Raw genomic sequence first — 18,887 nt, forward strand, 5'->3', positions numbered from 1 at the left:
AAGTGCTCCCCGGATTACCCGGCCGGCCTGCGCCGCCCGGTTCCGGACACTCTGAGAAGCTCGACTCCCTTGCGCCGGTACTAACCGGATCAGGTTCGAGGGTCTGCGGCTGTCCGCACTCTCAGCGCCCTCGCGGCTCCCGCATCTCTGCAGGTTCCGACGGCGGCGCTCCCCTGTCGTTATTAAATCTGCCCTGCTGGGCTGGTTCAGTTTACACCTGCACTCCGCGGTGGGGACTGCGGTCCGGTCACATTCCGGCCCACCCTCACCGTTGCGAGGCCCACTCTGCAGCCTTGCCCCACGCTTGGCACGCACACCAGGCCTCGCAACGGACCTGAGAGAATCATCCAGCAACATCCAAAGCGAAGGGGCACACTTCATGACGGACCAACCCGGCTCTGGCCTCCCAGACAACGTTGACGTGGCTGAAGCACGCCTCGCCGCAAGCGTCATCCTGCTCCGCGATACCCCGTCCGGGCTTGAGGCGTTCGTCCAGCACAGGGTCAGCACCATGGACTTCGCCGCAGGAATGGTGGTTTTCCCGGGAGGACGCGTGGACCCCGCCGACCACTCCGGGTGGGACTACGCCCCCGAACTGCTCAGCAGGCATGCTGCGGACTGGCAGGCCAGCTCCATCGGTTCCGACGATGCCGCTGCCAAAGCAGGAATGGTGCTCACAGCCGCGATCCGGGAGGTCCGTGAGGAAGCCGGGCTGAGCATCGACGCCGGTGACCTGCGCCCATGGGCCAACTGGATTACCCCGATCGACATGCCCAAGCGTTTCGACACGTTCTTCTATGTGGCCAGGCCCTCGACAGACAGGGAGCCCCACCACCAAACAACCGAAGCGTGGCAATCCCTGTGGATGCCCGTGGAGGGAATCCTCGCGGCAGAGGCAGCAGGCACCCTGAAACTGATGCCGCCCACCTACTACCTCCTCAAGGAAATCGCCGGATACGGGACCGTCGACGCCGTATGGTCGGCCGATCACCCTGTCGTCCCCGTGCTGGCACCTGTAGGCTCCCTGGTCGCCTTCCTCAAGGAACGGGAAAGCCGCCGCTAGCGTTGCCGGTCCACGCGTTGCGGCTAGGCTGGGGGCATGAACCTCTTCTTCAAGCTGATCGGCGCCGGAGTAAGCCTCGGGGCAGGCTTCGTCGGAACAAAACTCGTCAACAAAGGGTGGGAAAAGGCCACAGGCAACAAGCCGCCCACAGGCAACGATGACATGGAAACGAGCCTTCGCTCCGCCCTCACCTTCGCCCTGATCTCGGCGTTCGTGAGCACACTCATCCAGGTGCTGGCCAGCAGGGGCACCCAGCGTGCCATCGCCCGCTTCGCGAAGTCCCAGGACATCGTCTAGCGCATCACCGTTTGAAGCAACGCGGGGTCACTTCCGGCCCATAAATCCCCCTGGGATGGGCCGGAAGTGACCCCGCGTTGGCTTTAACCCTCCGGGTCGACTTGCCCCGCAGCCGCCCTCTGAACGACGGCCTCAAGTTCGTCCTTGGTCAGCATCTCCCGGTGGCCGTGCTTGGTGCGGTACGCGGCCCGACCCACCATGTGTGCCGACACGGGCGCGGTCAGCAGCTGGAAAATCCACGCCACCAACAGCACGGGCCAAACCCACCAAGTCCGCATCTGCAGGCCGATGGCCGCCAGCATGAGGAACAAGCCCAGGACCTGCGGTTTGGTAGCAGCGTGCATGCGGCTCATCAGGTCAGGGAAACGCAGCAAACCCACCGCGGCGCCGAGGGACATCAGCGCTCCCACCACCAGGAACACAGCGGTCACACCATCGATGACGGCATCCACGCCGGTGGCATCAGGACTCATTGCTCTGTTCCCTCCGCTCAGCCACGAACCGGGCAACTGTCACCGAGCCAATAAAGCCGATCACGGCCAGCGCTACCAGCAGCATCAGGTTATTCAGGTGCCGGTTCACCGCCATGTCGATCGCCAATGCTGCACCGAGAATGGCCAGCAAAACGTCGGATGCCAAGACCCGGTCCAGCAGCGAAGGACCGATCGCGATCCGCACAATGGCGCCGGCAGCGGCCAGGCTAAGAATCACGGCCGTAACTATGAGGACGATTTCCTTCACAGGGCTGCCCCTTTCACGCCTGGACTGATCTCGGCTCCCAACGCCTGGACTTCCTCGCGGGTGCCCATGATGCGGATCAAGCCGGCTTCAATGTTCTGGACTTCCTGACGGATCTTTTCGATGTCAGCCTCTTGGTAAATGTTGAGCGCGTGCAGGTACAGCGTGGACGTCGATCGGTCCACTTCCACCACCAACGAGCCAGGAATCAGGGAGATGACGTGCCCTGTTGCCGTCACCATGAGGTCGGAATGGCTACGCAACGGAACGGCGACGACGGCGCTGCGCACCTTTGGCCCTTTGACCACAGCCAGGTACAACACGAGGAAGCTCGCTGCCACCACTTTGGCGAGGAAGATCAGCGCGAACGGAATGGCGCGCAGCACGTTGAACCTGCCGCTAAGCTCAACGGGAGGCAAGTAGAAGAACTTTGCCACCAAGACCGCGATCAGAGCACCGAACAGCAGGTTGCCCGGGCTGAAATCGCGCCACAGGGCACCCCAGACGATGACCAGCCAGATGAGCAGCGGCAGTTCAGTACGGAAGGAGTTCGGTTTACGGCTCATTTGGCACCAGCCCTCTGCGGCAACGCCGGAATCTCCACCGAATCACCCAGGACCGAATGGATGTACGCCGAGCGGTCCAGCATGATCTCGGCCGAACCGTCTGCGAGGTGGAAGAGCGGCCCGGCAAACACCGTCAACGCCACCCCGAAAACCACCAGTCCCGCCGTCGAACCCACCATGGTGCGCGGGAGCACCCCGACGTTCCCACTGGCCAACAGCACAGGATCCGGGTATTCAGCGTCCTCGGGCTTTCGCCAGAAAGCCCTGTTCCAGACCCTGGCGATTGCCAACAAGGTCAGCAGGCTGGTGACCACGCCGCCGACCACCAAGGTGATGGCCAGCGGTGTGCCCAGTTCCACGCCTGCCTGCAGGAGGCCCAACTTGCCAAGGAAGCCGGAGAAGGGCGGTATGCCCGCCAAATTCATGGCCGGAACGAAGAACAAGAGGGCCAGCAGAGGCGAGAGTTTGGCCAAACCACCCAGTCGGTCGATGGACGAACTGCCACCCCGGCGCTCGATAAGGCCCGTCACCAGGAACAGACTGGTCTGCACAGTGATGTGGTGCGCCACGTAGAAGACCGCGGCGCCCAGGCCTGCGACGGAACTCATGGCGAGGCCGAACACCATGTACCCGATGTGGCTCACCAACGTGAAGGACAGGAGACGCTTTATGTCGCTTTGGGCCAAAGCGCCCAAGATACCCACCACCATGGTCAGCAACGCCACCACCATCAAGGGGACGTTGAGGGTATCTCCCGGGAACAGCAACGTCTCGGTGCGGACCATGGCGTAAACGCCCACCTTGGTGAGCAAACCAGCGAACACCGCGGTGACGGGGGCCGGCGCTGTTGGGTAGGAGTCGGGAAGCCAGAAGGACAGCGGGAATACTGCGGCCTTGATGCCGAACGCCACCAGCAACATGACGTGCAGGAGGTTCTGGGTACCTTGGTCCAATTCGGCGAGCTTTATCGCCAGGTCCGCCATGGTGATGGTTCCAGTGGCACCGTAAATCATGGCGATGGCCACCAGGAACAACACGGACGACACGACGGAAACAACCACGTACGTGACGCCGGCACGAATGCGCGGCCCCGTCCCGCCCAGGGTCATCAGGACGTAGCTTGCCGTGAGCAGGATCTCGAAGCCAACGTAAAGGTTGAAGAGGTCGCCGGTGAGGAACGCGTTGGACACGCCTGCCACCAGGATCAGGTATGTGGGGTGGAAGATCGAGACCGGCGCTTCCTGGTCGCCATCAGCCATGCCCTGGCCGGTGGCGTAGATCAACACCGCGAGGCTCACCACGGTGGACACCACCAGCATCAGCGAGGAGAACTGGTCCACTACAAGGACGACGCCCCACGGAGGCAGCCAACCGCCCAGGGTTACGGACGTGGTGCCGCCGTTCCACACGGATACCAGGAGCAGGCACTCGAGCAAGAGGGTGGCGCTCAGAATGCCTATGCTCACCGCCCGCTGGGCTGAGTGGTGCCGGATCAACAGGAATGCGAGTGCTGCACCCAGGATCGGCAGGAGGACTGCTAGCGGCGACAGGCTCGCGAGATTCACGCGCTGCCTCCTTCCTGGGTGGTGCTGGTGTGCGGCTTTTCCGTGGCTTCCGGATGGCTCCGGTCCGTCGTCGTGATGGGCGTTACGGCGAACTCCGAGGTTTCCAAGGGAACAATGGCGTCGTCTTCGGCGTCGAAGCTTGGAGTCTTGGCCACGCGAACGTCCTCAAGGTCGTCCTGGATCTCGTCCTGGCGGGCCAGGACCCACGTCCGGTAGATGATGCCCAGCATGAAGGCGGTCACCGCGAACGAGATCACGATGGATGTCAGGATCAGTGCCTGCGGCAAGGGATCACTGTAAGCATCGGGGTTCGTCTCCTTACTGAACAGCGGTGCCAGCCCGGCGTAGCCTCCGGTGCTCAGGATCAGGATGTTGGTGGCATTGGCCAGCAACATCAAGCCCAACAGCACTCGCGTCAGGCTTCGTTCAAGGATCAGGTAGATGCCGCAGGCGTAAAGCACGCCCATGACGATCAGCAGGGTCAGGTTGATGCTCATGCGGTACCTTTCCCGGATGCGGCCGATTCGGCTGCTTCTTCGGCCAGTCCCGCGGCGTCTTCCTCTGCCAGCGAATTTTGGCCTTCAAAATGTTCGTCGATCTCGGCACCGAGGCTGCGGAGGACGTCGAGGGCCAAGCCCACCACCACGATGTACACGCCAATATCGAAAATTGTGGAGGTGACGAACTTGATGTTGCCGAACACCGGCAGCCAGAACTCGATAATCGCGCTTTGGAAAACCTGCCCGCCCAGGAAAAGCGGAACCACACCGGAGGCCGCCGCCGTCGCAAGACCCGTCCCCAAGAGGGTTCCGGCGCTGACTGTCGCCGCCTCGCTCAACTCGAACCGCCCACCAGCCAGGTAACGGATGGTCAGGGCGAGTCCTGCGGTGAGGCCGCCCGCGAAGCCGCCACCGGGCAGGTTATGCCCAGCCAGGAGAAGGTAAAGGGAGAACACGATCATCGAGTGGAAGATCAGCCGGGTCACCACTTCGAAGATGATCGAACGCCGCTCCGGCGCCAAGGTGCGGCCGGCCACGAGCCAGGCGTCGCGGGTCACGCCGGTGAACTTTTTCGCCACGGCCAGCGTGGCATCGGCCCGGGAACCACGTTCGACGCCGGTGCGGCGCCCCACGCTGCCTTCGGGCACCGCTTCGGAGGTCTTGATCCGGTCGCCACGGCTGCGGACGAAGATCAGGCTGGCGACACCCGTGGCGGCAATAGCCAACACGGAGATCTCACCAAAGGTGTCCCAGGCACGGATGTCCACGAGGGTCACGTTGACCACGTTCAATCCCCCGCCGCCTTCGTAGGCCAGGCGCGGGAAATCCAGGGAAACAGGCGTTGCCACGCGGGCGCCCATGGCGTAGATCGCGACGAAGATCATGGTGATGCCGAACGCTGCACCGATGATCACACGGATCACCCGGAGCCTGCCGCCGGTCCTGTCCCGCAGCTCCGCGGGGAGGCTGCGCATGGCCAGCACGAAGGCCACCAGCACGATGGTTTCCACCAGCATCTGCGTCAGGGCCAGGTCCGGGGCGCCCTGCAGCGCGAACATCAGGGCGATGCCGTAGCCCGTCACGGACACCATGAGCACGGCAAGGAAGCGCTTGTTGGCGCGAACGGCCGCAAGAGCTCCCACCACGATGCCTGCACCGGCCACTATTTGCAGCGGGGAATTGGGGTCGATGAAGTAGATGCCCTCCGGCAAGGGCTTATTGGCCATGATCAGCGCCGTGGCCGGGACCGCGAACGCGACCGTCAGGATGACAGCCAGGTAGAAGTACAGCGAACCACGCTGGGTGCGGCCCGTGACCCACACAGCAATATCGTCCAAGGCGCCAATGGTGTTCTGGTAGGCGCGGTCGCCGTCCACCCAGTCCGGGACCAGGCCTTGGGCGCGGGAAACGAGATTGCGGCCGTAGAACATCGCGGCGCCGGCCGCGAACGTTATCGCTGTCAGACCCAAAGCCGGGGTGACGCCGTGCCACAAAGCCAAGTGTCCGGCGTCGACCGCGTCCGGACGGCCTGCGAACAATGCCGCGTAAGGCTGTATCCACGTATCCACCGGCACGGGCCACAGGCCGTAGGCGATCGTGAGCAGGCTCAAGATGGCGGGAGCTGCAAGGAACGCGGGTTTGATGGGCTTGAAAGGTGTGGGCTCCACACCGGGCTTCGTGGCGAACGCACCCCACATGAATCGGGCGCTGTAGGCGAAGGTGAGGATCGATCCGATCACCAGGCCGACCAGTATCCAGATGCCCCAAGCCGGGGCGTCATGGCCCGTTCCGTAGTGGACGAAAGCCTCAAAGACCGACTCTTTGGCGACGAAACCTGCCAAGGGCGGGACACCGGCCATGGACGCTGCGGCGATGGCCGCCACGACGCCCAGCGCGCGTGAAGAGCGGAAGACGCCGGAAAGCTTGCGGATATCGCGCGTTCCGGACTGGTGGTCGATGATGCCCACCACCAGGAAGAGGGCCGCTTTGAACAGGCCGTGGGCCAGCAGCAGCCCCAGCCCCGCCAGCGCCGCATCGGGACGACCCAGCCCAACCACCATGGTCAGGAAGCCGAGCTGGCTGACCGTTCCATAGGCGAGGATGAGCTTAATGTCGGTCTGGCGGAGGGCCCGGTACCCGCCGACAAGCATGGTGGCCAACCCGAGTCCCAGAACCACGGGCAGCCAGAATTGTGATTCGGCGAACCCAGGGGCCAAACGGGCCACAATGTAGATGCCGGCCTTCACCATCGCGGCTGCGTGGAGGTAGGCGCTCACGGGAGTGGGAGCGGCCATCGCACCGGGCAGCCAGAAATGGAACGGAACCAGCGCCGATTTGGTCACCGCACCGGACAGGACAAGCACGACGGCGGCAGCAACCGCCCCCTGCATGGGCCCGGCCATGAGGGACCCGGCTTGGTCCAGGATGGTTGAAATGCGGTACGTTCCCGCGGCCTGGCCCAGGATGATGAGGCCCACCAGCATGGCAAGGCCACCGGCTGTGGTGACCATCAGGGCTTGAAGCGCCGATCGGCGGGCGGCCAGGCGGGTCCGGGCGTAGCCGATCAAAAGGTAGGACAGGATGGTGGTGAGCTCCCAGAAAATGAAGAGCATCAGGAGGTCATCGGAGGTAACCAAACCGAACATGGCTCCCGCAAAGGCGAGGAGTTGGGCGCCGAATCCACCAAGATCGGGATCTTTGTCCTTGAAGTACCGGGCGCAATAGACCAGCACCAATGAACCCACCCCGAGGATCAGCAAGGACATCACCCACGCCAGCGGGTCCATGCGGAACGCGAGCTCAAGCTTCAGGGTGGGTATCCACGGGAGGATCTCTTCTATGCCGCCGGCGGAATATGCGGATTCATACTGGAAGAGCAGCCACACGAACCCGGCCGCGGGAACGGCAGCCAGGGCGTAGAACGCGTTCCTGCCCATTTTGCGGAAGATCAAGGGCGCCACAGTTGCCGCTACAAAGGTGATGGCGAGAACTGTGATCACTGTTTTCTCCGCAAAGTAAGGAACGAATTGTCAAAAGTTGGAGCAAGCGGTCATACGTTGGGTTCGGTTTATCCAGTTTATCAAGGGGCACGGACAGTCATATCCACATAAGGTCTGTCATGCCCGCGCTGTTCGCGTGCTCCCGATAGCATTCAAGCTATGAACGCGGCTGCAGTTCCCGAAACCCACCCATCGTCCGAGCTCGCCTCCGGTCCCGTCGCGTCAAAGAAGGGGCAAATCCTTGCTTGGGCCTCCTGGGATTGGGGTTCGGCAGCCTTCAATGCCGTGATGACCACCTTTGTTTTCACCGTCTACCTGACATCGAATGCTTTCGGCGGAGAAGACGCAGCGTCGGCGGCCCTGGGAGCCGCTTTGGCCATCGCGGGCCTCGCCATTGCCCTGCTCGCTCCGGTCACAGGCCAGCGGTCGGATGCGGGAGGTCGGCGCAAGCTGTGGCTCGGGGTCAACACTGCCGCCACTGCGGTCCTCACGGCGCTATGCTTCTTCGTCTTCCCCCGCCCGGAGTTTCTCTTGCTGGGCGTGTGCCTCATTGCACTGGCCAACATCTTCTTCGAGTTCGCAGGCGTCAACTACAACGCCATGCTGGCCCAGATCTCGACGCCGCGGAATATCGGCAAGGTCAGCGGCTTCGGATGGGGCATGGGATACCTCGGCGGAATCGTGGCGCTCCTGCTGGTGCTCCAACTCTTTGTCCAGCCGTCGTTTGAATGGTTCGGTGCGTCCACCCAGGACTCCCTCAACATCCGGCTCGTCGCGATTTTCTCGGCACTCTGGTTTTTCATCTTCGCCCTGCCGGTCATGTTCGCGGTACCCGAAGTATCCGTGAAAAAAGAAGCCGCCTCGCTGGGATTCTTCGCGTCCTACAAGTTGCTCATCCGGCGCATCGCGGCCATCTACCGGACCAGCCCCCACACCATCTACTTCCTGCTCTCCAGTGCCATCTTCCGCGACGGCCTGGCCGCAGTGTTCACCTTCGGCGGCGTCATCGCGGCGGGCACCTTCGGTTTTGAGCTCAAGGACGTCATCTTCTTTGCCATCTTCGGCAACGTTGTCGCAGCAGTCGGTGCCATCATCGGCGGCTTCCTTGACGACAGGATCGGTCCCAAGGCCGTCATCGTTCTGTCTTTGGTGGGCCTCCTCGTGGCAGGTACGCTCATCCTGGTCTTGGGCAACGGGGACTACGTGTTCTTCGGCAAAGACTGGCCGGGGTCCGCCACGTTCTGGGTCTTCGGGCTGATGCTTTGCTTGTTCGTCGGACCTGCCCAGTCATCCTCACGCGCGTATTTGGCCAGGCTTGCACCGGCCGGCGAATCCGGTGAACTGTTCGGCCTCTACGCCACCACGGGACGTGCCGTGAGCTTCCTGGCTCCTATGCTCTTTACCCTCTGCATCGCCATTGCCTCTCCCCTTGTTGCGGAGGGCCAGGCCCAACGTTGGGGCATCCTTGGGATCATGGTGGTTCTCCTCGCCGGGCTGTTGGTGATCCTGCCCGTAAAGCCGCCCGCGAAAGTGGAAATAGCTGTGGTGCCAGAGCGTTAACTACATAGGACCGGCGGAGGGCCACCCCCACACCAGACCGGTTCCCAGAGTTAGGGTGTAGCTATGAATGTGGATGAGACTGAACTCCCGGGCCTTGGTGTCCGCAAGGATTTCGTCACGGCCTCCGGCCGGCGTATCGGCGTGGTGGAACTGCGGGAAGGTGAAACCCAACTCTTCGTCTCCACGTGGGACGACCCCGACACTTGCCAGGCGACCATACCCCTGACAGCCGATGAAGCAGCCGCCCTGGGCAACCTCCTCGGCGGCCAGCACATTGCCATGCGGCTGGCCGAAGCCCACCGCGAGGTCCCGGGCATCGTCACCCGGCAATTCTCCATCACCCCGGATTCGCCCTTCGTCAACCAGCCCATGGGCAAAGCCCAGGTTCGTACCCGCAGTGGCGTTTCCATCGTCGCAATCATGCGGGAAGGCGAGGTCGTCCCCTCGCCCGCGCCCGACGTCGTACTCCACACCGGTGACTTACTTGTAGCAGTCGGCACGCAGGAAGGTCTTGACTCAGCAGCCGACATCCTGCGTAACGGCTAACCCGGATGGATCCGCTGGCCCTAGCCCTCGTTGAACTGGGGGCCGTCGTCTTCTGCCTCGGTCTCCTGGCTCGGTTAGCGGGTCGGATTGGTATGTCGCCCATTCCGCTCTACCTTGTGGGCGGCTTGGCCTTCGGTGCCGGCGGGTTCGTCAAGCTGGACGGCATGCACGAGTTCTCGCACCTCTCCGGCGAAATCGGCGTCATACTGCTCCTGCTGATGCTCGGACTGGAATACACGGCATCAGAGCTCGTTACCGGGCTGAGGCGCTCCTGGCAGGCCGGCGTCCTGGACTTCATCCTGAACTTCATTCCTGGAGCCGGCATAGCTGTCCTCCTGGGGTGGGGCCTGGTTGGCGCCATTGTCATGGGTGGCGTCACATACATCTCCTCGTCTGGCATTGCAGCGAAAGTCATCACCGACCTGGGCCGCATCGGTAACCGCGAGACGCCGGTGGTGCTGTCCATCCTGGTGTTCGAAGACCTCGCCATGGCCATCTACCTCCCCATCCTCACCGCGATCCTTGCCGGTGTCGGCTTCCTGGGCGGACTGCAGACCGTGGGCATCGCCCTGGCAGTGGTCACGGTGGTGCTCGTGATCGCCCTCAAGCACGGCCACCGTGTATCCCAAGCAATCCACAGCGAAAACTCCGAGGTGTTCCTTCTCAACGTGCTGGGTCTCGCCCTCTTGGTCGCGGGCATAGCCTCGGCATTGCAGGTATCGGCTGCTGTGGGCGCCTTCATGTTGGGCATCGCGATCTCGGGGGCGACCGCCCACAACGCCGTCCGGATCCTGGAACCCTTGCGGGACCTTTTCGCGGCTATCTTCTTCGTGGCATTCGGGCTCAACACAGACCCCACGTCCATCCCACCTGTGCTCGGGTGGGCCCTTATCCTGGCCGTGCTGACCACCCTCACCAAGATGCTCACGGGATTCTGGGCTGCGAAACGTGCCGGCATCGCGGTGCCTGGTCGTTTCCGCGCAGGGGCAGCGCTGATCGCACGCGGCGAGTTCTCCATCGTCATCGCAGGCCTCGCCGTCACATCCGGGGCAGTCCCAGGCCAGGTCGCCGCTCTCGCCACGGCCTATGTCCTCATCATGGCCATCCTCGGTCCGCTAGTGGCACGGTTCGTCGAACCCGTGGTCAAGGTGTTCCGCAAAACCCCCGGAGCCCCACCCCGCCGCCCCGAACGCGCCCCCGCCTAAGCCACCCCGCCCTTCCCCTCCCGCCGAGGGGCGACGTCTCGAACCCACCCTCCCGCCGAGGGGCGACATCTCGAACTCACCCTCCCCCGAGGGGCGACGTCTCGGCTGAATGAGGGCCCGCGAAAGAGTCGAAAGCTAACCCCTCGGGGACCATCCACCACGGATGAGGGCATCCCGGACGAGCCGGGCAACGCCGTCGTACCCATGCTCGCGAACTTGCTCGACCGTAATCACCACGGAGATCCAGCCGTTTTCTGCGAGCAAAGCCTCTCGTCTGCGGTCGGATTCCTTCTGCGCGGCGCTGAGGTGATGACCGCCGTCGTAATTTATTGCGACTTTGAACTCCGGAAAGGTGAGATCGGGCCACACCACTTCCCGGCCAAAGGGGTCGCGAACGACGTAGCTCAGCACCGGTTCGGGCAGGAACGCGCGGCCAATGGCGAGTCGCAGCCTTGTCTCTGGGGCGGAATCGGCTCCGACGCGTGCCAACTCCAGCGCCGCACGTGCTTTCCGAATTCCTCGTGCGCCGCGATGCCGATCAACTTGGGCCTTCAAATCCTCGGCAGAACAGAACGGCACCCTGTTGTGCCCAAAGCTTCGCGTCTGCCGACAGATGAAATGATCCGCGGCCGCAACGAGGTCCTCGAAGGGAAGCACCGCGGCGAGATCGAGCCATGTCCTGGCAGGACTGGTGACAGGAATGCCGTCCACTTGGCAAACATCCCCACGCGATAGAACCATCCGGTGGCCTCGAACCCCTTTGCGCTGGTGTCGAAAACTGCCGTCAAGCCTGGTCAAATGCACCAGGAGGTCGTGCTGGGAATCCCACGGCAACGGGCAACCCCACAGTGTCGCCGCGGTTTCACGGCAGCACACTGCGCCCTCACTTAGAGCCGTAAGGAGCCGTGCTGTATGCGCGGGATCCTGCGCCTGGCCCCACGGAACGCGAACTCCTCTGCTGGCAACGAGGAGATCATCGTTCCACGCCCGGTGATCCGGGAGGCCGGCAGCACGTTGTTCGGCGAGCGTGAATGAACGTCCTTGAAGTTCAGCCGGAAGCGGCGGAGTAATCCTCATCAGCCATTGTTGGCACGTTTGAGGAGCACCATGGGGTTACCCACAGTGTGGAGGAATAGTGGGGTCTTGGGACCTCAGCGAGGGGTGAGATCTCGGGAGAAAGCATCACCCAAAGTGCCGAAACCTAACCCCTCAGCGCCAACGAAAGACGCGAGAGCTAACCCCTCGACGCCAAGAACCAAGAAGAACTAAATAGACGTCCGGTGGAAGTTCTGGTGGCTGCGGCTGGCGGTAGGGCCGCGCTGGCCCTGGTAGCGGTTGCCGTATTCGCCGGAGCCGTAGGGGTGCTCGGCCGACGACGTGAGGCGGAAGAAGCAGAGTTGGCCGATCTTCATGCCCGGCCACAGCTTGATGGGGAGGGTGGCAACGTTCGACAGTTCCAATGTCACGTGCCCGGAAAACCCGGGGTCGATGAAGCCGGCGGTGGAGTGCGTCAGCAGCCCGAGGCGCCCCAGGGACGACTTTCCTTCGAGGCGCGCGGCGATGTCGTCCGCGAGGCTGACCGTTTCGTAGGTGGAACCCAGCACGAATTCGCCGGGGTGAAGGATGAAGGGTTCGTCGCCTTCGACCTCTACCAGCCGCGTCAGTTCCGGCTGTTCCTCGGCGGGGTCAATGTGGGCGTACTTGTGGTTGTCGAACAGCCGGAAGAACCGGTCAATCCGGACGTCCACGGAAGACGGCTGGACCATCGCAGGGTCGTACGGTTCAAGAACAATCCGTTGGGAGTCTATTTCGGCACGAATATCGCGGTCAGAGATCAGCACAGCATCAAAAATACCCCATGCACCAAATACCCGATGCATTGTCCGGGCCGCCCCATGGGACTATAGTTCCCGGACATGTAGAACCGCGCCCGTACCTGGGAGCATCGAGCATTCGCGGGGTAATTGTGAAAAAACTGGCAGCGCCTGCCGCTATTGTGCTGGCCGGAGCGCTGGCCTTGTGCGTGGCTGCTTCAAGCCAGCTCCTCCCGGCCACCCAAACCGTCCCTGACGGCACGGCTTCTTCAGCCGGCGTCCCGTCGGGACTGAACGCCCCGGAAGCGAGCACGACGGCGGACCCGGCACCGATCGCCGACCCTGTACCTTCCGAAGCCCCTCCAGTAGCCGGCAGCGCCGATGATCCCGCAAGCATTCCGGCTGCGGAACCAGCTGGCGGCGGTGGGCCGGTGGCGATTGATCCAGTGTTCGAGACGCCGCCGCCGGTACCGAACATCGGCCCGTCGTGGGGACCGGACAACCCCAGTGTCCCGGATACCGGCATCACTGACCCTCCCTCAGCGGATGCTGAGCCCGCACCAAGGGACACCACATCCGCCGTGGTACCCGATCCCGCGCCAACGGCTCCCGCTATCGGACCGGTTCCACATCAGACGCCGACTCCAACGCCGTCCGCTGCAACAACGCCAAGCCCCGCGCCGTCGGTCCCTACCCAGACTCCAAGCCCATCGCCGTCGGCTGCAACAACGCCGTCCGCCCCTACCCAGACGCCAAGCCCAACGCCGTCGGTGGTAACCCCGAAACCGACATCACCCACGACAACCCCAACCCCCTTCCCTGGCAAGGCACCCAGCGAGTCAACCGGACCCGACAATGGAGCATTGGCGCTCCTTCCTGACAGCAATGCGGCCGCGATCCTGACGGTCTTCAACGCGATCAACAGCTACCGCGCGTCCCTCGGCTTGGCACCGGTGAAGTACCACGCAACGGTGGCAAGCCTGGCCCAGGAGTGGTCCAACAACATCGCGACCCGCGAAGTGATCCAGCACCGTCCCAATTTCTGGACCGACCCCCGGGCACTCAACCCGAACAACGGCGCGGGCGAAGTCATCGCAGTCCGCTGGGACCGTGACGCCGCGCAGCTTGTGGAGTGGTGGAAGCAGTCACCGGGCCACGATGCCCTCCTCCGGGATCCGCGGTTCAACGTGATGGGCATTGGCATCACGTACACGGACGGCAACTGGCAGACCACGCCGAACCGATACACGATTTGGGGTGTGGTGAACTTCTTTGGCTACACCACCCTCCCGGCGGGGACCACCACACGGCCCGGGGGAACGGTCACACCGCCCACCGATCCGGTGGCTGTGTGCCAACCCGACAACAAATACCAACCCCCAACCGTGAACTTGAGCAAAGCATCCATCCGCAGTGCGGCCGATCTTGTCTCCATTTCCGGGAACGGCTCCGTGGTGGCTTACCCGTCCTTGGGCGGCGGCCGCTACGGTGCGGGCAGAACGATTGGTAGTGGGTTCACCGGCATCAAGGACCTCTTCATTGTGGACTGGGACCGTGATGGCGTATTCGACCTCGTCTCGCAGAGGATCGATGGCGCCCTCTTGGTGTTCCCCGGCCTCCAGGCCGGTGGTTTCAAGCCGCCGATCACGTTGGGCCAGGGATGGGGGACGCTCAACATTGCAATTGGCACATGGTGCGCCAACAACAGGCTCCCCCAGATTGTGGCCATGGACTCCGGCGGCAACTTGTATTTGTACAGAAACGCGGGCTTGGGCCCCATAAAGACGCAGTCCGCCATCGGTACCGGCAACCCAGCGATCCGTCTGAGCATGGTGGACTACAACGCAGATGGCTTCCAGGACCTCCTGACCACCGAGGCCAACGGCACCTTGCGGCTCTATCGCGGCAGCGGCCTGGGCACTCCGAAACAGGAATCACGGCCGGCAGTCGGCGCAGCCTGGACCGACTACACGGGATTGCGCGCCCTGCGGGGTGTCACAGGGCCCGATTCGGTGGGGATCGCCGGGTTGGACCGCAACGGAGTGGTGGAATATTGGGACCTGACTACCGGGCGTCTCACAACCCCCGTGACCATCGGGGTTGGTTGGGGCGGACTGAAGTTCGCGCAGTAGACCAGTTTGGGGCACCCAAGGCTGGCTACCGCCGTCGTGAATTAACGCGGCCTAAGCCGCCGAGCGCGACTCAATCACTGTTTTGAGCCGTTCCAGCTGGGCTACTTCGCTTTCCATGGTCTTCTGGATCATGCCATTCATCAGCTTCTGCAGGCCCTTGGGGTGGTATTCCAGCGCGAAGCGGAGGCGCGTGGTGGCGCCCTCGGTGCTGAGGTAATAACCCCCGGTGGGTTTCGCCGGTCCGTTGACTACCTCAAAGCGGACTTCAGCGCCGGGTCGGGCGTCGGTGATTTTGAAGTCGGCGGCAATCGGGCGGCCACCGGGCCCGGTGAGCGTCTGCTGGTACACAGCACCCTTTTCTCCGCGAATTCCCGATCGGAGCGAGATGCTGCGAACACCTGACCGCCAGAGGGAATTGTTGGTGCCATCCATCAGGAACTGGAAAACAGTCATGGCATCCTTGTTGATCACCACTTCATGGGCTGCGAATGCCACGGAAACCTCTTTCGGCGCACGGTTCAATTGTCGTAGCCGGGTTCCCCATACACTGCAGCTAACACCTTCAGAATAGTCAGCCTCGAACGTGTTCGACACAGGACTGACGAGCCTTGACCGAATGGTTACCTGCGAATTTTCGGGGCATGGCTGACATGCGCGGCTTGGCCCGGTAGAGTGCCTGCCGCTGGCTAAAACCAAAATTGGGGGCGTAATGCGGGTTTATAACGGTCGGGTTTCCATGGGGAACGTCCGACGGCGGCTTGCGGCGTGCGCAGCTTTCCTCAGTCTTGCGGTGGTTGGCGGAGCCGTGCTCGCCGCTCCTGCGTCGGCGGTGGATACCCGGGTCGCGGCAGCGGTTCCGGCTGCGGCGAATCCGCTCCCTGGCGTGGACCCCTTGGGCGATCCGGCCGGCCTGTCTGTGCTGGTCAACAAGTCGCGACCGCTCAACCCGGCAAGTTACGCACCCGGCGACCTCGTCAATGCCCGCGGCTCGGGGCAGTATTTGCGCGCGGAAGCAGCGGCATGGCTGAATGGTTTGTTCCAGGGTGCTGCGGACGCCGGAACGGGCGGGCTTGCGGTGGTCAGCGGTTACCGCTCATACGCCCAGCAGCAGCAGTTGTATGCGTACTACGTCAGCATTTATGGTCAGGCGCAAGCCGATTTGATCTCCGCCCGTCCCGGGTACAGCGAGCATCAGACAGGCCTGGCCGTGGATGTCGGGAATGCCAACGGCTCGTGCGGATTGAGCACGTGCTTCGGGGACACCGCGGCTGGTATTTGGGTGGCTGCCAACGCTTATAAGTACGGCTTCATTGTCCGCTACCCCAACGGTTACACGGGCACCACGGGGTATAGCTATGAGCCGTGGCACCTGCGCTATGTGGGCGTGGATTTGGCCACCGATATGAAACGTCGCGGCATTCCCACCATGGAGCATTATTTCGCCGGCAATCCGTCGGCCTATGCAAGCATCACGTCCGGAGCGGACCTCGTGGCCGCAGACCCGAACGGCCGGCTTCTGCGTTATCCGGCTCAGGCGTGGGGAGGCTACGGAGCCCCCGTGCAGATTGGTTCCAATTGGACTGGCCTGAAGCAGGCATTCGTTGTGGACTGGGACTCCGATGGCGTCTACGACATCCTTGCTCAGTGGAACAACGGCACCCTTGGCCTGTTCAAAGGTTGGCCAGGCGGGGCTTTCTCAACCCAGATTGTGGTGGGAACGGGCGACTGGGACAAGATGACCATCACGGTAGGTAAATGGTCGAATGCCCAGGGTTACCCGGGCATCGTGGGTTACTTCCCGGATGGCGGGCTCCGGTATTACCCCAACACGTCAGGGAGGGCGCTGACTTACCGCGTCGACATCGGCAGCGGGTGGGCGGGCATGGGATTGACCATGGCCGACTGGGACGCTGATGGCGCCAACGACATCCTTGCCACCAACACGTCCGGGCAACTCCTCAGTTACCGCGGCAACGGCGCGGGCGGCTTTGCGGGCCTTCCTGTCACGGTGGGCTCAGGTTGGGGAACCATGAAGGCGTTGGTCCCCACTTTCGGATTGTCCGGGCCCGGTACGCGCAGCATCACGGCCCAAACCGTGGACGGCTACCTGGTCAGCTACGGCTTGGGACTGGGCGCTTGGACGACGCAACGCCAGGTGGGCAACGGTTGGAGCGGCATGAAGCTGTTCAAGTAAATGCCACAGGGAGTGGCGCACGGGAACCGCGGCGCGGTCAAGAGCAGCGCTGGAACTGCGCTAAGCTAGGACTCGCTCAGGGGATTTTCCCGGGGCAGTGCGGGCGTAGCTCAATGGTAGAGCGCTAGCTTCCCAAGCTCGATACGCGGGTTCGATTCCCGTCGCCCGCTCCAAGGAAACCCCTGATCCAGCGATCCGGGGTTTCTTCTGTCCCAGGCCTGATCTCCGGCCGCCTGCCCGAGGCTGACCGCCCCGCGGGCCGCCTGCCCGAGGCTCACCTCTCCCTTGCGCGCAGATCCCCAGTGACCCCGGCCACAGCGTGTTCCGCGGAGGTGTATCGTCAGGAGTCAGGAGTCATGTCGACTCCGCTCTAAGGGAGCCATCATGGGCGACAAATCACCGCGCCAAACTGCATCGAAAAAGTCCAGTAAGTCCATCAAGGAAAAGCGGGCGGACAAGCGGGCTTCCGAGTCCTCCGCCACCGAGGCCGCGAAGCCTTCCACCGGCAACAAGAAGTGACCGCGCCAACTGGCCAGCTGAGCATAGGCGTCCTCGCTTCCTCGCTGAAGCCCAATGAGCGCCGCCTGCCCATCCATCCCCAGCATTTGGAGCGCATTGCTCCGGAAGTGCGTCAACAGCTCCGGTTCGAATACGGCTACGGCGAACGGTTCGGCGTCCCGGACAGCAAACTTGAATCTTTGGTGGGCGGGCTCGGGACGCGCGAGGAGTTGATCGCCAACAGCGACGTCATCCTGCTCCCGAAGCCGCAGGCCCAGGATTTGGCCGAACTCCGCGACGGCCAAACGTTGTGGGGATGGCCTCACTGCGTGCAGGACCGGGCTATCACCCAGTTGGCGATAGATAAGAAGCTCACGCTCATTGCCTTCGAGGCAATGAACCATTGGGCAGGGGACGGCGGTTTTGGCCTTCACGTCTTTCACAAGAACAACGAACTCGCCGGGTACTGCTCCGTGCTGCATGCCTTGGCCCTGACGGGTTCCACGGGCGACTACGGCCGGCGCTTGAGTGCGGTGGTCATCGGTTTCGGGGCCACTGCCCGCGGTGCCGTCACCGCGTTGAACGCCCATGGCGTCCACGATGTGCAGGTCCTGACCAACCGGGGTGTCGCTGCCGTGGGATCGCCGATCCATTCAGTTCGAATCGTACAGTTCGACCATGACAGTAAGGCCCCGTTCCTCAGCGAAGTCATCACGAACAACGGTCGCAAGCCGTTGGCGCCCTTCCTTGCGGCGGCCGACATCGTGGTCAATTGCACCCTGCAGGACCCGAACGCGCCGCTGACATACTTGCGAACCGAGGACCTGGCGGAATTCCAGCCGGACAGCTTGATCGTGGATGTGTCCTGCGACGAAGGCATGGGCTTCAGCTGGGCGCGGACCACCACGTTCGACGAGCCGATGTTCCGCGTGGGCGGGCACGTCAACTACTACGCCGTGGACCACAGTCCGTCCTACCTGTGGAACTCGGCCAGCTGGGAAATCAGCGAGGCTTTGTTGCCCTTCTTGGACACTGTGGTGGCGGGACCGGACGCGTGGGATGCCAACGAGACCATCAGCCGCGCCATCGAAATCCGCGACGGCGTCATCCGCAACTTGGACGTCCTGGAGTTCCAGGGTCGCTCGGCGGAGTACCCGCACCTCGCAACGTCGTAGCACCAAACAGAAGGCAGCGCCGGCGGTTCACCGCC

At 63.1% G+C, this 18,887-nt stretch carries 20 protein-coding genes, 1 tRNA gene and 1 riboswitch; of the genes, 11 read left to right on the forward strand and 10 right to left on the reverse strand.

All coding sequences use genetic code 11. The features are described from left to right. Positions 1 to 48: 48 nt before the first annotated feature. Positions 49 to 185: riboswitch (TPP riboswitch) on the reverse strand. Positions 186 to 379: 194 nt separating this feature from the next. After that, on the forward strand, positions 380 to 1,063 hold the full coding sequence (locus ACNQOP_RS13530; RefSeq protein WP_416404783.1) for an NUDIX hydrolase: 684 nt from the start codon (positions 380 to 382) through the stop codon (positions 1,061 to 1,063). 36 nt (positions 1,064 to 1,099) lie between these two features. Next, the gene (locus ACNQOP_RS13535; RefSeq protein ID WP_257369362.1) at positions 1,100 to 1,360 is read left to right on the forward strand and encodes a DUF4235 domain-containing protein; all 261 of its coding nucleotides are present in this window, start codon (positions 1,100 to 1,102) and stop codon (positions 1,358 to 1,360) included. A gap of 83 nt (positions 1,361 to 1,443) precedes the next feature. Here the strand turns inward: ACNQOP_RS13535 and mnhG are convergent, their stop codons facing one another. Genes mnhG through ACNQOP_RS13565 form a run of 6 tightly spaced genes read right to left on the reverse strand, consistent with a single transcriptional unit; the run spans position 1,444 to position 7,728 of the window. Then, positions 1,444 to 1,833 carry a monovalent cation/H(+) antiporter subunit G gene (gene mnhG / locus ACNQOP_RS13540; RefSeq protein ID WP_257369361.1) on the reverse strand — a complete coding sequence of 130 codons (390 nt, stop codon included), beginning with the start codon at positions 1,831 to 1,833 and terminating at the stop codon, positions 1,444 to 1,446. Further along, entirely contained in the window at positions 1,823 to 2,101 is a 279-nt protein-coding gene (locus tag ACNQOP_RS13545; RefSeq protein WP_211713617.1) for a monovalent cation/H+ antiporter complex subunit F, read from the reverse strand. The genes mnhG and ACNQOP_RS13545 overlap by 11 nt, the downstream gene beginning before the upstream one ends. Continuing rightward, a complete protein-coding gene (locus ACNQOP_RS13550; RefSeq protein WP_257369360.1) occupies positions 2,098 to 2,664 on the reverse strand; it encodes a Na+/H+ antiporter subunit E in 567 nt (188 codons plus the stop codon). The genes ACNQOP_RS13545 and ACNQOP_RS13550 overlap by 4 nt, the downstream gene beginning before the upstream one ends. Then, the gene (locus ACNQOP_RS13555; RefSeq protein ID WP_416404784.1) at positions 2,661 to 4,229 is read right to left on the reverse strand and encodes a Na+/H+ antiporter subunit D; all 1,569 of its coding nucleotides are present in this window, start codon (positions 4,227 to 4,229) and stop codon (positions 2,661 to 2,663) included. Before ACNQOP_RS13555 ends, ACNQOP_RS13550 begins: the two co-directional genes overlap by 4 nt. Continuing rightward, entirely contained in the window at positions 4,226 to 4,726 is a 501-nt protein-coding gene (locus ACNQOP_RS13560) for a Na(+)/H(+) antiporter subunit C (RefSeq protein WP_257369358.1), read from the reverse strand. Before ACNQOP_RS13560 ends, ACNQOP_RS13555 begins: the two co-directional genes overlap by 4 nt. Continuing rightward, positions 4,723 to 7,728, reverse strand: a complete 3,006-nt coding sequence (locus ACNQOP_RS13565) for a Na+/H+ antiporter subunit A (RefSeq protein WP_416404785.1) — start codon at positions 7,726 to 7,728, stop codon at positions 4,723 to 4,725. Before ACNQOP_RS13565 ends, ACNQOP_RS13560 begins: the two co-directional genes overlap by 4 nt. A gap of 159 nt (positions 7,729 to 7,887) precedes the next feature. On the opposite strand from ACNQOP_RS13565, the gene ACNQOP_RS13570 reads away from it, so the two are divergent. The 3 genes from ACNQOP_RS13570 to ACNQOP_RS13580 all read left to right on the forward strand — a co-directional run bounded on the left by ACNQOP_RS13570 (position 7,888) and on the right by ACNQOP_RS13580 (position 11,039). Next, a complete protein-coding gene (locus ACNQOP_RS13570; RefSeq protein WP_416404786.1) occupies positions 7,888 to 9,288 on the forward strand; it encodes an MFS transporter in 1,401 nt (466 codons plus the stop codon). A 63-nt stretch (positions 9,289 to 9,351) separates the two neighbouring features. Beyond that, positions 9,352 to 9,834 (forward strand): cation:proton antiporter regulatory subunit, encoded by a 483-nt coding sequence (locus tag ACNQOP_RS13575; RefSeq protein WP_211713611.1) that lies wholly within the window; start codon positions 9,352 to 9,354, stop codon positions 9,832 to 9,834. A gap of 5 nt (positions 9,835 to 9,839) precedes the next feature. Continuing rightward, positions 9,840 to 11,039: a cation:proton antiporter gene (locus ACNQOP_RS13580; RefSeq protein ID WP_416404787.1), complete on the forward strand. Its 1,200-nt coding sequence runs from the start codon at positions 9,840 to 9,842 to the stop codon at positions 11,037 to 11,039. A 135-nt stretch (positions 11,040 to 11,174) separates the two neighbouring features. Here ACNQOP_RS13580 and ACNQOP_RS13585 read toward each other — a convergent pair whose 3' ends face one another. Continuing rightward, entirely contained in the window at positions 11,175 to 11,750 is a 576-nt protein-coding gene (locus tag ACNQOP_RS13585; protein ID WP_416404788.1) for a hypothetical protein, read from the reverse strand. 201 nt (positions 11,751 to 11,951) lie between these two features. On the opposite strand from ACNQOP_RS13585, the gene ACNQOP_RS13590 reads away from it, so the two are divergent. Next, positions 11,952 to 12,074, forward strand: a complete 123-nt coding sequence (locus ACNQOP_RS13590) for a hypothetical protein (protein WP_284987483.1) — start codon at positions 11,952 to 11,954, stop codon at positions 12,072 to 12,074. 230 nt (positions 12,075 to 12,304) lie between these two features. Here the strand turns inward: ACNQOP_RS13590 and dcd are convergent, their stop codons facing one another. Both dcd and ACNQOP_RS13600 read right to left on the reverse strand, forming a co-directional pair. Next, the gene (gene dcd, locus ACNQOP_RS13595) at positions 12,305 to 12,880 is read right to left on the reverse strand and encodes a dCTP deaminase (RefSeq protein WP_011776299.1); all 576 of its coding nucleotides are present in this window, start codon (positions 12,878 to 12,880) and stop codon (positions 12,305 to 12,307) included. Between the two features lie 604 nt (positions 12,881 to 13,484). Continuing rightward, positions 13,485 to 13,652: a hypothetical protein gene (locus ACNQOP_RS13600; RefSeq protein WP_257369350.1), complete on the reverse strand. Its 168-nt coding sequence runs from the start codon at positions 13,650 to 13,652 to the stop codon at positions 13,485 to 13,487. Between the two features lie 64 nt (positions 13,653 to 13,716). Here ACNQOP_RS13600 and ACNQOP_RS13605 point away from each other — a divergent pair, with 64 nt between their 5' ends. Continuing rightward, positions 13,717 to 14,985, forward strand: a complete 1,269-nt coding sequence (locus tag ACNQOP_RS13605) for a CAP domain-containing protein (protein ID WP_257369349.1) — start codon at positions 13,717 to 13,719, stop codon at positions 14,983 to 14,985. A gap of 51 nt (positions 14,986 to 15,036) precedes the next feature. Here the strand turns inward: ACNQOP_RS13605 and ACNQOP_RS13610 are convergent, their stop codons facing one another. Then, positions 15,037 to 15,480 carry an SRPBCC family protein gene (locus ACNQOP_RS13610; protein ID WP_235517880.1) on the reverse strand — a complete coding sequence of 148 codons (444 nt, stop codon included), beginning with the start codon at positions 15,478 to 15,480 and terminating at the stop codon, positions 15,037 to 15,039. A gap of 241 nt (positions 15,481 to 15,721) precedes the next feature. On the opposite strand from ACNQOP_RS13610, the gene ACNQOP_RS13615 reads away from it, so the two are divergent. From ACNQOP_RS13615 to ACNQOP_RS13630, 4 genes are all read left to right on the forward strand, one after another. After that, complete coding sequence (locus ACNQOP_RS13615) at positions 15,722 to 17,179, forward strand: M15 family metallopeptidase (RefSeq protein ID WP_416404789.1); 1,458 nt, start codon at positions 15,722 to 15,724, stop codon at positions 17,177 to 17,179. A 99-nt stretch (positions 17,180 to 17,278) separates the two neighbouring features. After that, positions 17,279 to 17,352: transfer RNA gene (locus ACNQOP_RS13620), tRNA-Gly, on the forward strand. A gap of 211 nt (positions 17,353 to 17,563) precedes the next feature. Beyond that, positions 17,564 to 17,698, forward strand: coding sequence for a hypothetical protein (locus ACNQOP_RS13625; RefSeq protein ID WP_011776304.1), 135 nt, complete (start codon positions 17,564 to 17,566; stop codon positions 17,696 to 17,698). Continuing rightward, positions 17,695 to 18,852 carry a N(5)-(carboxyethyl)ornithine synthase gene (locus ACNQOP_RS13630; RefSeq protein ID WP_235517883.1) on the forward strand — a complete coding sequence of 386 codons (1,158 nt, stop codon included), beginning with the start codon at positions 17,695 to 17,697 and terminating at the stop codon, positions 18,850 to 18,852. The genes ACNQOP_RS13625 and ACNQOP_RS13630 overlap by 4 nt, the downstream gene beginning before the upstream one ends. Positions 18,853 to 18,887: the final 35 nt, after the last annotated feature.

Source organism: Arthrobacter sp. LFS091, from assembly GCF_047977885.1.
In the GTDB taxonomy this organism is placed as follows: Bacteria; Actinomycetota; Actinomycetes; order Actinomycetales; family Micrococcaceae; genus Arthrobacter.